This window comes from Roseibium sp. SCP14 (genome assembly GCF_040329475.1).
GTDB lineage: Bacteria > Pseudomonadota > Alphaproteobacteria > Rhizobiales > Stappiaceae > Roseibium.
Window position 1 is genome coordinate 103,869 of sequence record NZ_JBDZYH010000001.1, and the last position, 12,597, is coordinate 116,465.

The 12,597-nt window shown below is 56.6% G+C and carries 9 protein-coding genes; 5 read left to right on the forward strand and 4 right to left on the reverse strand.

Annotated features, from left to right (window positions below; all coding sequences use genetic code 11):
* The first annotated feature begins 57 nt into the window (after nt 1-57).
* Complete coding sequence (locus ABLQ08_RS00525) at nt 58-822, forward strand: FKBP-type peptidyl-prolyl cis-trans isomerase (protein ID WP_352938183.1); 765 nt, start codon at nt 58-60, stop codon at nt 820-822.
* A 19-nt stretch (nt 823-841) separates the two neighbouring features.
* Here the strand turns inward: ABLQ08_RS00525 and ABLQ08_RS00530 are convergent, their stop codons facing one another.
* Together ABLQ08_RS00530 and sthA are read right to left on the reverse strand one after the other, a co-directional pair.
* Nucleotides 842-2,263, reverse strand: a complete 1,422-nt coding sequence (locus ABLQ08_RS00530) for an 8-oxoguanine deaminase (protein WP_352938185.1) — start codon at nt 2,261-2,263, stop codon at nt 842-844.
* Between the two features lie 121 nt (nt 2,264-2,384).
* Nucleotides 2,385-3,785 carry a Si-specific NAD(P)(+) transhydrogenase gene (gene sthA / locus ABLQ08_RS00535; protein WP_352938187.1) on the reverse strand — a complete coding sequence of 467 codons (1,401 nt, stop codon included), beginning with the start codon at nt 3,783-3,785 and terminating at the stop codon, nt 2,385-2,387.
* A 138-nt stretch (nt 3,786-3,923) separates the two neighbouring features.
* On the opposite strand from sthA, the gene ABLQ08_RS00540 reads away from it, so the two are divergent.
* The 3 genes from ABLQ08_RS00540 to ABLQ08_RS00550 all read left to right on the forward strand — a co-directional run bounded on the left by ABLQ08_RS00540 (nt 3,924) and on the right by ABLQ08_RS00550 (nt 7,699).
* Nucleotides 3,924-4,136: a hypothetical protein gene (locus ABLQ08_RS00540; protein ID WP_352938189.1), complete on the forward strand. Its 213-nt coding sequence runs from the start codon at nt 3,924-3,926 to the stop codon at nt 4,134-4,136.
* Nucleotides 4,137-4,244: 108 nt separating this feature from the next.
* A complete protein-coding gene (locus ABLQ08_RS00545) occupies nt 4,245-6,431 on the forward strand; it encodes an anthranilate synthase component I (protein ID WP_352938191.1) in 2,187 nt (728 codons plus the stop codon).
* Between the two features lie 341 nt (nt 6,432-6,772).
* Complete coding sequence (locus ABLQ08_RS00550; protein ID WP_352938193.1) at nt 6,773-7,699, forward strand: hypothetical protein; 927 nt, start codon at nt 6,773-6,775, stop codon at nt 7,697-7,699.
* A gap of 48 nt (nt 7,700-7,747) precedes the next feature.
* Here the strand turns inward: ABLQ08_RS00550 and ABLQ08_RS00555 are convergent, their stop codons facing one another.
* Both ABLQ08_RS00555 and ilvD read right to left on the reverse strand, forming a co-directional pair.
* On the reverse strand, nt 7,748-8,836 hold the full coding sequence (locus ABLQ08_RS00555) for a metal-dependent hydrolase (RefSeq protein WP_352938195.1): 1,089 nt from the start codon (nt 8,834-8,836) through the stop codon (nt 7,748-7,750).
* 138 nt (nt 8,837-8,974) lie between these two features.
* Nucleotides 8,975-10,819: a dihydroxy-acid dehydratase gene (ilvD, locus tag ABLQ08_RS00560; RefSeq protein WP_352938197.1), complete on the reverse strand. Its 1,845-nt coding sequence runs from the start codon at nt 10,817-10,819 to the stop codon at nt 8,975-8,977.
* A 372-nt stretch (nt 10,820-11,191) separates the two neighbouring features.
* On the opposite strand from ilvD, the gene ABLQ08_RS00565 reads away from it, so the two are divergent.
* Complete coding sequence (locus ABLQ08_RS00565) at nt 11,192-12,547, forward strand: sugar porter family MFS transporter (protein ID WP_352938199.1); 1,356 nt, start codon at nt 11,192-11,194, stop codon at nt 12,545-12,547.
* The last annotated feature ends 50 nt before the right edge of the window (nt 12,548-12,597 follow it).

Consider the following 12,597-nt stretch of genomic DNA (forward strand, 5'->3'; position numbering starts at 1 on the left):
ATTGTCAATCGACGATCTTCTGCAAGGTTATCTCCTGAAATCTATGGAACAAGCGTGATGATTAAATGGTTGTCCGGCATTCTGGTTACGGCAATGTTGGCTTTTCCTGCCGCAGCGCAGGAAGAACTTCAGATCAAGGACATTGAAAAGGGCACCGGAGAGGAGGCCAATGTGGGAGAAACCGTCGTGGTTCACTACACCGGCTGGCTCATGGACGGAACCAAGTTCGATTCCAGTGTTGACCGCGGCACACCGTTTTCCTTCACGTTGGGCGAGCGCCGTGTGATCCCGGGATGGGAAAAGGGTGTTGAAGGCATGCAGGTCGGCGGCAAGCGCGAGCTGATCATTCCGCCCGACATGGCCTACGGAGCCCAGGGTGCAGGCGGGGTTATTCCACCCAACGCAACCTTGAAATTCGAAATCGAGCTACTTGAGGTGAAGGGCAAGAAATTCTCCGACATCGGCAACGACGAGTTGAAGGACAAGCTTGCGGCAGGGACAACGATTATCGACATCCGCAGGCCTGACGAATGGCGGCAGACCGGTGTCATTCCCGGCAGCCACCTTGTGACTTTCTTCGATGAGAAAGGCAACGTAAATCCGGAATTTGGGCCGCAACTTCAAAAGTTCGTTTCCGGTCCGGCTGACGAAATCGTCTTTATCTGCCGAACCGGACGGCGCAGTCAGGTTCTATCCGAATACCTGTCCGCTCAGGCAGGTTTCACCAACATCGTCAATGTCAAGAACGGCATCACCAGCTGGATTGCTGACGGCGGTCAGGTGACCGATGCAACCATGCCCGAGAATTGCTGGCTCTGCTGAGCGGCGCAGAGCGTGTGCATCAAACTGATGCAGCAAGCGCCAGACTGTGCCGGTTGTGCTCTTCGATGACCGGCCCCATTTCCATCGTGGCAATCTGGCCATCTTCAACGATCGTGCGTCCGTTGATCACCGTGGTCCGGGCCGACTGAGGTGCGCAGAAAACAACGGCAGCGACCGGATCGTGCAGCCCACCTGCAAACTGCAGCGTGTTCAGGTCAAGCGTGAAGAAGTCCGCACATTTTCCGGCCTCCAGTGAACCGATATCATCACGCCCCAGAACGGCTGCACCTCCAAGTGTTGCCAGTTCCAAGGCTTCCCGGGCAGTCATCCATTCTCCAGCCCGCAGTGGATGCGAGGGCGGTAACAGAGCGTGTTTGCGCGGTCCTTCCGGCGGCATCAAACCCAGTTGCAGGCGTGCAAGCAACATCGCCTGGCGAACTTCCATCAACATGTTCGAGCCGTCGTTGCTGGCAGATCCGTCGACTCCCAGTCCGACCTTGACCCCGGCAGCCATATACTTCTTGACGGGAGCAATGCCTGACGCAAGGCGCATGTTCGAACAGGGACAGTGCGCGGCGCCGCAGCCCGTTTTTGCAAAAAGCCGGATTTCATCGTCATCGACATGGATCGCGTGTGCGAACCAGACATCCGGACCTGTCCAGTCCAGCCCTTCCATCCACTCGACCGGACGCTTGCCGAAGCGTTCAAGCGTGTAGCGTTCCTCGTCGAGCGTTTCGCACAGGTGGGTGTGCAACATTACCCCCTTGTCGCGGGCAAGACGAGCGCTCTCGCGCAGAAGATCCTCGGAAACGGAGAACGGCGAACACGGTGCAACGACAACGCGGGTCATCGCCCCGTGGGAAGCATCGTGGTAGAGGTCGATCACGCGGACACTGTCGCGCAGAATGTCTTCTTCGTTTTCGACGCATTCGTCTGGCGGAAGTCCGCCCTTGCTCTCACCCAGGGACATGGATCCGCGACTTGCGTGGAAACGAACTCCCAGTTCCCGCGCGGCCTCGATCTGGTAATCAACCTTGTTGCCGCTCTGGAACAGATAGGTGTGATCAAATACCGTCGTGCATCCGGAAAGAGCCAGTTCAGCCAGGCCGATAAGTGTACTCGCGCGGGATGCCTCCGGATTGGTTCTGGCCCAGATCCGGTAATGAGCCTGCAACCAGGGAAACAGGTTGTTGTTCTGCGCCGCAGGAAGATTTCTGGTCAGCGTCTGATTGAGATGATGATGCGTGTTGACGAAGCCAGGCAGAACAATCTGCCCTGACGCATCGATCACCCGATCGGCTGATTGCGGCAGTTCCTCCGAAGGACCAACCTGCCGGATGACACCATCCTCGGCATAAAGTCCGCCTCCCGGAAGTTCTCGGCGCTCGCCGTCCATTGTGACGAGCATGTCGGCATTCTTCAAAAGCAGTGTCCGGGGCATGGAGATTCCTTGCTGTAGATCAGTCGAGGGCGACATTGCACGAGGCTATCCGCTCTTGGACAGCAAGACCACGCTGTCAAAGCCGGAAGTCCTTCAGGAATTTATTGAAATCCGAAACCGACTATTCCGAAAGCGGAGGCATCCTGTTCCAGGCGTCCAGAGCCGCAATCTTGTAGGCTTCAGCCAGGGTTGGGTAGTTGAAGGTGTTCTCTACAAAATACTCCAGTGTCCCTTTGAGGTTCAGGACAGCCTGACCGATGTGAACCAGTTCGGTCGCCCCCTCCCCGACAATGTGACAGCCGAGCAATCGTCTCGTCTTCAGCGAGAAGATCATCTTCAGCATTCCGGTATCGAGCCCCATGATGTGACCACGGGAGGTTTCCCGGAACCGGGCAACACCACATTCATAAGGAATGCCACGCTCCTTGATTTCCTCTTCTGTCATGCCAACTGTCGAAATCTCCGGGACCGCGTAGATGCCATAGGGAAAATACTCAGGCGGATCGTAGGCCTTTTCGCCGAGCGCCTGACAGGCTGCTATCCTGCCCTGCTCCATCGATGTGGAAGCCAGGCTTGGAAAGCCGATCACGTCACCAGCGGCAAAGATGTGCGGCACTTCCGTCTGGAACGTCATCGGGTCAACCTTCAGCCGGCCACGATGGTCAACTCCCAGACCACAATTCTGCAGATTGAGAGACGGCGTAGCTCCCATGCGTCCGGCAGCGAACAGGATCACATTGGAGCGAACACAACGACCACCTTCCAGAGTGATCTCGCAGTCCGCAGGTCCGAGTTTCTCGATCTTCTGAACCTTTGCACCAAACCGCAGAGCAATGCCCCGGTCCCGAAGCTGATGGGTGAAATCCGCGACCAGTTCCTTGTCCAGGAAGTCGAGCATCGTGTCTCGAGGTTCAACCAGCGTCACGTGAACATCCAGAGCGGAGAAGATCGACGCATACTCGACACCAATCACGCCGGCACCAATCACGGCAACGGATCTTGGAATTTCCGTCAGTTCCAGGATCTCGTCACTGTCGAGAACATATTCTCCATCGAAAGGTACATAGTCCGGGCGAAAAGGCTTTGTGCCGACCGTGATGACGAACTTGTCTGCCTTGAACCTGTGGGTTTCCCCTGCTTCGCCTTCCACCTCGATCGTGTGTGTGTCAGCGAAACGCGCCTCGCCCCGTATAGTATCGACCTTGTTGCGCGCGAACTGGTGCTCAAGAACTTCAACCTCATGGTCCAGCGTAATGTGAAGCCGCGCCATCAGGTCGGCGGCGGTCAGGTCATCTTTGACCCTGTAGGATCGACCATAAAAGCCCCGTTCGCGCCATCCGGTCAGATTGAGCACAGTCTCGCGCAATGTCTTGGAGGGAATTGTGCCGGTGTGAACCGAGACCCCACCTACCCGGCGGCCACGCTCCACGACCAGGACGTTGCGGCCAAACTTTGCCGCCTGGATTGCTGCCCGTCGTCCCGCAGGTCCGCTGCCGATCACGATGAGATCGTAATGTTCCATCTGCCCCTCACTACCCTTCGCCGGTCACCACTTTCCGCGCCCGATTTCCAGCGTTCGTCTTGTTCTGATGCGGAACTGCAATGCCAGTATCTTGGCCCGGGGGTCAAGATGAAGCGGAAAAAAGGATTGGATCGATTGATGAAAGACGATTTCGGCAATCCCGATCCCGCGAAAATGCGGCCTGTAGAGCCACGAAACCGGCAAATCGCGACTCTCGGAAATCATGTGCGCAAATATGACGTTGCCAACCTTCCCACCATCAGTTATGCCTCTTGCCATGAAGATGATCTTGAAAGCAGCTTGGTGGTGGCGCGGCGCAAAATAGGCGGCCAGCGATCAGTCATGCTCTGAACGGATCAAACATCACACCAAGGCCGCCGCGGGATACCGCTGGCGGCCTTGGTGCTTTATAAGGTCGCCAACATCCCAAACGGCCACCAATACGGGAACAGAAAAGCCATGCCAGTGCCGGCAGATCATACCTTTGAAACGAAAAGCGGGATCACGATCCTGCGCACGTCGCGGCCATCAGACTATGAGACCGGCACTTCCGAGTGGATCGACCGTCTGGACAGCGAGCTCGGTGCGGTCCTGTCCTCGTCCTATGAATATCCCGGCCGCTACACCCGCTGGGACATGGCGCTGGTCAACCCGCCGCTGGTGATGGAAGCCGCCGACCGCAAGGTGGAAATCCGTGCCTTGAACGACCGGGGCAAAGTCCTGATGCCGGCGATCACGGACGCCCTGAAATCTCATGAGGTGGTCGAAACGTTCGAGACAGACGACGACCGGATCAACCTGACCGTCAAACAAGCGGATCGATTGTTCAACGAAGAGGAGCGTTCCCGCCAGCCTTCCACATTCTCAATTGTCCGTGCGCTGAAGGATCTGTTCGCCTGTGACGATGACCAGCTCGGGCTGTACGGTGCTTTCGGCTATGATGTTGCGTTTCAGTTCGAACCGATCGACCTGAAACTGGAACGACCGGACGACCAGCGCGATGTTGTTCTGTTCCTGCCGGACGAAATCCTCATCGTCGATCACCACGGCAAGCGGGCCTACGTGCTGGAATATGATTTTGTCGTGCACGGCAAAACGACAAAGGGCATGCAGCGCACAGGCGAAAGCCACGCCTACAAGCCTGCCAACCGCGACCCGGGCCGCGGCGACCACGAGCCTGGCGAATACGCCATGCTGGTGGAACAGGCAAAGGACTATTTCCGGCGCGGAGACCTGTTTGAAACGGTTCCGGGTCAAACCTTTTACGAACCCTGTGCCAATCCTCCGTCAGCCGTTTCCCGGCGCCTTGCTCAGATCAACCCCTCCCCGTATTCCTTCTTCTTCAACCTCGGCAACGAGGAATACCTGGTTGGCGCTTCTCCGGAAATGTATGTCCGCGTCACCGGCGGCCGCCGCGTTGAAACCTGCCCGATCTCCGGCACTATCCGTCGCGGCAAGAACGCGATCGAGGACGAAGCCCAGATCCGCAAGCTGCTGAACTCTGCCAAGGACGAGGCAGAGCTCACCATGTGTTCCGACGTCGATCGCAACGACAAGAGCCGCGTTTGCGTTCCAGGATCCGTGAAGGTCATCGGCCGCCGCCAGATCGAGATGTATTCCCGCCTGATTCACACGGTCGATCATATCGAAGGTATCTTGCGCGAAGATCTGGATGCACTCGATGCATTCCTTTCGCATACCTGGGCCGTCACGGTGACCGGCGCTCCAAAACGCTGGGCGATGCAGTTCATTGAAGATCACGAAAAGTCACCGCGCGCCTGGTATGGTGGTGCGATCGGGGCCGTTCTCTTCAATGGCGACATGAACACGGGCCTGACGCTTCGAACCGTTCGGATCAAGGACGGCATGGCACAGATCCGGGCCGGTGCAACGCTGCTTTACGACAGTGTTCCGGAAGACGAGGAAGCTGAAACGGAGTTGAAGGCGGAAGCCATGCGTGCGGCAGTGCGTGAAGCAGGTCTGGCGGTCAGCACGACGGAAAAGCAGGAAGCTACCAAGCCGGGCAAAGGCCTGAAGATACTGCTGGTCGATCATGAAGACAGCTTCGTCCATACGCTCGCGAACTACTTCCGCCAGACGGGAGCTGATGTTGTGACATACAGGTCACCGGTCGCAGATCACGTCTTTCACGACGTCAATCCGGACCTCGTCGTGCTGTCACCCGGCCCGGGCAACCCGAAGGATTTCGACTGCAGTGCAACGATCGGCAGAGCACGCGCACGTGAATTGCCGATCTTCGGCGTCTGTCTCGGGCTGCAAGCCTTGTCGGAGTATTTCGACGCGGAACTCGGTCAACTTGACATCCCGATGCACGGCAAGCCGTCGCCGATCAGCCTTGCAGGCAACTCCTTGCTGTTCGAAGGACTGAATGCACCCGTCGTCGTCGGACGGTATCATTCGCTTTTTGCCAAGCGTGAAACGTTGCCGGCGGACATGCGGGTGACCGCTGAAACCGAAGACGGTGTGGTCATGGCCATCGAGCACCAGAAGGAACCGATCGCCGCCGTGCAATTCCATCCGGAATCCATCATGTCGCTTGATCAGGACGCTGGACACAGGATCATAGAAAACGTGGTCAGCCGTCTGGTTTCAGCGAAGAGCAAGCAGGTAGCAGCGGCCCAATAACCCTGCCTCGAACATCAAATGAAAAAGCGCAAGCGGGTCCAATCCTGACAAAATCAGATCCCCGCTTGCAGTTCGTGGCATTCCTTCAACGCGTTGCAGGACACATGATTGCAGAATTGATCTGACATCTTTTCTTGGCGATGGTATGAATTCCTCCAAGTTGTGGAACGCCTGACAGGCTGAACAGACGAAATTCCACAGAAAGCAAAATAACAACGAAATGCCGTTGATTAATAGAACGCAAAATAGTTCTATTAAATCGCGCGAACACTTTTATTTTGCCTTCATCGGCGACCAGTAGATTGACTAGAACTTGATCAATCAAGTTTCGAGGAGATGAAATGACTGGCGGAGCCAATTGGAACAGGTTATGGCTCAGCCGGCTATGTACAAGACTTGCCGGCTTCTTGCTCATACTTGGCACGCTCGTCGTTCCAACCGCAGGCCCTGAAGCCGTTGCCCAGGTCAGTCACCGGCTCCAAAACCACATTCTGGGGATCGGTAATTGCCCGCCTTGGAATCCGCAATCGGTTGAAGTGTGCAAACACAGTATCGAGAAAGTCGTTGCGGCACTCGCGCCCCGGGTAGATGCCGGGCCGGAAAACATTCATCTTCTGATCAACGAAGGCGCCAGTGCTTCCGCGCTGAAACGAAAAGCAACGGAACTTGCAGGCAAGCTCGGCCCTGAGGACCGGCTGCTGATCTACGCCAATCTGCCGCTCGGTCAGGCCGACGCCGGGCAGCAAAACGACAAGAACGGCTATGCTCTGGAACTTTGGGCCGGAGAAAAACCGGAAACCACAAGTGAAGCGATCAGCGAGGGAACCTGGATCTCCGCGCCTGCTTTTGCTGCCATGATCCACACCATCCCTGCCGCCGAAGCAATCCTGATCCTTGACACCAACAATTCGCATGCGATCAACATGCACTTGTTTGACAAGAATTCGGTCGATCACAAAGACCGCCCGGAAGCACTTGTTTCCTCTTCCGGCACCGGTCAGACCGCCAACTATTCCGCCGACCGAACGATCTCGCTCTTTGCCAAACATCTTGCACAAGCCCTTGGCGAAACGGAAGGCTCGCTAAAGGAAGTGATGGATGTCGCTGCCAGCGGCACCAGGCAGGCGGCAATCCCCATTTGCGCCGAACTCAAGGAGCACCAGGGTCAGAAAAGTGATTGCAGCCAAGTGCCTGAGGTTCATGATCCGGACGCCCTGTTGAGTCGAACCATCTTGATCCCGCTGTCGGAATCCGACATCAGCAAATAGTGGTTTGCATTAGCCGTAGCGATGTCCAAAACCGCCTGGCAGCCCGGCTTAGCCGGCGGCTGCTTCCGCAGGTTTACACTGTCCCGCAGACAATGATCGGCCGTTGTATTCGTCCTTCACTTCGGCCAGGCGGGTACCGGGCTTTCCCTGGAGCCGCGCAAGAAACCACTCCCAGTCCTCGGCCTCGAAACTGGCAAAGCCCGCACGCTCAGGTTCGATCGGCTTGACGTTGCCTTCGTCAACTTCACCAATCGCAAAACGGAATGCATATCCCGGTGTCAGCCCCATGCGCAGATCCGACATCACGACCTTGTTGCCGACAAGGTCGGTCCGGAAGAAGCCGCGGCTAAACCAGTCAAGTTTCCGGAAGGAGTTGGAGTCCTGCAGGCAGGCTATCAGCTCAGGGTGACGTGGATGGACGTAGATTTCTGGTGGCCCTGCCCCGTCCAGAAGCGAATAGTAGAGATTGTCGTACCGGTCCTCGCCAAGCCCGATGACTTTCCAGACCAGGATATTGAACGGAGCTGCAATTGCGAAAACCTCGTTGGATGGCACCCCTTCTTCTTGAAATATCTGTCGTGCCTGACTTTCGACATGACGCTGCAGGACAACACCGATTCCAAGATAGGCGGTTGAAAAAACGAGCGCACCGGTCACCCAGCTTCGCAATCGCGACGACCAGTTTTTCTTGCAGAGCGCCCAGACAACGACAATCAACATGGGCAACGTGTAGAGCGGATCGATGATGAATATGGAACCGACCCCAACCGGATCGGGATAAAGCGGCCAGAACAGTCGTGTCCCATAGACTGTCATCGCATCAATGATGGCATGGGTCGACAGACACAGGAACACAGTCGCCCAGGTGAGCCAACGATGATCGCGAAGCTTCTTGAACAGCAACCTGAGCCCTTCACCAATCACCGGTGTTGCCAGGGCATGAACGAAAATGGAATGCGACCAGCCGCGATGATAAACGAAACTGTCGATCGGATCATCAAAGGGAATGAAGACGTCCAGATCCGGCAGCGTTCCCAGCAATCCCCCGACAAGTGCGGCCTTGCGCGGGCCTAGCGTCTTTCCAAGGCAGGCGGTCGAAACAGCAGCGCCGAGAACGAATTGAGTAAGTGAATCCATAAAGCAGACCGGTTGTGCGAAACGTCCTGAATGTTAGCTGGTTATGTGAGCCATCCGACACGGGATGACAATGCCTTCCAGTAAAAAAGGCGGGTTACACAACCCGCCTCTCCTGCTTGGTCAGATGGTTCCGACGTGTCAGTCGACTTCCCGGAATGCGCCCTTGGAGGCGCTGGTCGTCATCTTGGCATAGGCGCGCAGGGCCTTCGAGACTTTCCTCTTGCGCGTCTCAAGCGGCTTCCAGGCCGCTTCACCCTTTTCTTCCATGTTCTCCCGGCGGGCGTGCAATTCGGCGAAGGTCAGATCGACATCGATCTTCCGGTTCGGAATGTCGATGATGATCATGTCTCCCTCTTCAACCAGGCCGATAGCTCCGCCTTCGGCAGCTTCCGGCGAAATATGGCCGATGGAAAGTCCCGAAGAACCACCTGAGAAGCGGCCGTCGGTGATAAGCGCACAGGCTTTGCCGAGTCCCTTCGATTTCAGGTAGCTGGTCGGATAGAGCATTTCCTGCATGCCCGGACCGCCACGCGGGCCTTCATAGCGGATAAGCACCACGTCGCCTTCCTTGACCTTGTTGGTCAGGATGGCGGAAACGGCGCTGTCCTGGCTCTCGAAAATCCGGGCCGGGCCCGAGAATTTCAGAATTTCCTCATCGACACCGGCCGTTTTGACGACACAGCCGTCTTCCGCGATGTTGCCGAAGAGAACCGCAAGGCCGCCGTCCTTGCTGTAGGCATTGGCCTCTTCACGGATCACGCCGGTCTGACGGTCGAGATCCAGTTCATCCCAACGACGTTCCTGGCTGAAGGCAACCTGGGTCGGAACACCACCTGGAGCTGCCTTGAAGAAATGGTGGACGCTTTCCGAATTTGTCTGGCGAATATCCCAGCGCGCCAAGGCTTCCCGCATTGAAGCGGAGTGCACCGTGGGCACGTCAGCATGCAACAGGCCGGCGCGGTTCAACTCACCCAGGATGGCCATGATGCCACCTGCCCGGTGAACGTCTTCCATGTGGATGTTTTCAACAGCCGGAGCAACCTTGCAAAGTACCGGCACCTTGCGGCTCAGCCGGTCGATATCATCCAGATTAAAGCCGATCTCACCTTCGTGGGACGCTGCCAGAAGGTGCAGGATCGTGTTGGTCGATCCGCCCATGGAGATGTCGAGGCTCATGGCATTTTCGAATGCCTGGAAATTGGCGATGTTGCGCGGCAGCACGCTTTCGTCGTCCTGCTCGTAGTAGCGCTTCGCCAGATCAACGATCAAATGCCCAGCTTCAACAAACAGGCGCTCGCGATCCGCATGCGTTGCCAGCGTCGAACCATTGCCCGGCAATGCAAGACCCAATGCTTCGGTCAGGCAGTTCATGGAGTTCGCCGTGAACATGCCGGAGCAGGAGCCGCAGGTCGGGCAGGCATTCTGCTCCATGGTCAGCACGTCGGCATCGGAAACATTGTCGTCCGCGGCAGCGACCATGGCATCGATCAGGTCGATGGACTTGGCAACACCGTTTTCAAGAACGACCTTACCGGCTTCCATCGGTCCACCGGAGACAAACACGACCGGAATGTTCAGCCGCATGGCCGCGTTCAGCATGCCCGGGGTGATCTTGTCACAGTTGGAAATACAGACCAGCGCATCGGCGCAGTGGCCATTGACCATGTATTCCACCGCATCAGAAATGACCTCGCGCGAGGGCAGCGAATAGAGCATTCCGTCGTGGCCCATCGCGATGCCGTCATCGACAGCAATCGTATTGAACTCCTTCGCGACGCCGCCTGCTTTCTCGACTTCACGAGCCACCAACTGACCTAGGTCCTTCAGGTGAACGTGACCCGGTACAAACTGGGTGAAAGAGTTCGCAATCGCAATAATGGGTTTGCCGAAATCGTCATCCTTCATACCAGTCGCGCGCCAAAGGCCGCGCGCGCCCGCCATATTGCGGCCGTGGGTGGAGGTTCTGGAACGATACGGGGGCATTTACGTCTCTCCCTATAGTATCGGGCGCCCTCGTCTTTGCCGGATTTCTTCAGACAAAAACAGAACAGGAAGTCGCGCCCAGATTTCAACTTGATATGGGGTTTGACAGGTTTTTGGCCAGAACGAAAGGCCTGTTTGCACAAAAAGAGTACGCTCCGGTACGGTTCGTGGATTTCGCGCCCGATTGCCCGAGAAATGCAAGGTTTTTCATGGCGAGAAGTTCCCTACTTTTTTTGGTAGCAGCACTTGTCGTCCGCATTCTGGACTTGCATCCAGGACCCTGCTTAAGTGAAGCATTAATGCAAACCATTCGCAGACGTTGCAGAGCCGCTACTTTGTCCAAATGGCGGTTCTCTTTCGGGGAGAGGCATATTGCTCATTCTTCTGGCTGTCCTGGCCGCTTTATTCGGTTTTTTGTTTGGCACTGACGTCGGGGTCATTTCAGGTGCGCTGCCCTTCTTGAAAAAGGAATTTGCATTTACGGCACAGAGCGAAGGTTTCATGACCGGGGCCGTTCCGTTCGGAGCTATCTTCGGAGCGCTCGTCGCCCTGATATCGGTCGACAGGTTCGGTCGCAAACCGGTACTGATATTCAGTTCACTTCTGTTTGCAGCCGGCTCCCTGGCCGCCTCTTTGACATTCAGCCTCTGGTTCCTGACGTCGGCGCGCCTTGTCATCGGCATGGCCATTGGTGTGTCGTCGCTGGTTGCTCCGATGTATCTGGCCGAAATTGCTCCCGCCCGCATACGCGGCGCCGTCGTCTCGGCCTTTCAGCTCATGATCACCGTCGGCATCCTGGCCGCGTTCGTCATCGATTGGGCATTTTCCTATTCCGGTTCCTGGCGCTTCATGCTCGGTTTCAGCCTGGTCCCGGCCGCCATTTGCCTGGCCGGGATCGTGAGGGCTCCGGAAAGCCCGCGCTGGCTGGTCCTTGCCGGACGCAAGGAAGACGCAAAGAAGGTCCTTAAAACAGTTCAACCCGACATTCTTCCCGCAGACGTTGACAACACCATTCGCGAGATAGACGAGAGTCTGCCGAAAGATCACAAGGAAGAAAGCTGGAGCAACTTCAAGGATCCGCGATTGCGCGGATTGCTGATCTTTTGTGTGGTGGCCTTTTTGCTTCAGCAGTTCAGCGGTATCAATGTCATTTTAAACTACGCGCCGCGGATCATGGACAATGCAGGGCTGCATGGACTCGCCAACGAACTGATCGCGACTGCGGGCATTGGCCTGCTGAACATGCTGGTCACGTTGCTCGCCATGGTCGCGGTCGACAGGCTCGGGCGCCGCCCGCTTTACATCTTCGGCTTTGCAGGGGCACTTCTGAGCATGACGCTCATCGCCGTCCTCTTCAAGTTGAACAATCCTGAATTTGCCTGGATCACGCTCGTCGCTCTGTTCAGCTTCGTTTTTTTCTACGCAATCAGTCTGGGGCCTCTTCCCTGGCTTTACATGTCAGAACTGTTTCCCCTGCCGCTCAGAGGTAAAGGGATGATGGTTGCGTCGCTGTCCAACTGGATCTGCAATTTTCTGGTGGTCTTTCTCTTTCCCGTTCTTGCTGCCGGACTTGGTGAAGCGGCGACGTTTTCCATGTTCGCGCTCTGCTGTGGCTTCGGGCTTTGGTATTCCTGGCAGTTCGCGCCGGAAACAAAGGGGATCGTCCTGGAAGAGGTCGATCAGACCATTGCGGAACAACAATCGGATCAGGTCTCCCGAAGCGCCTGACCGTAAGAAGAAAACCGGTGCAGGCTCGCGCCTGGCACCGGCTCGCTATC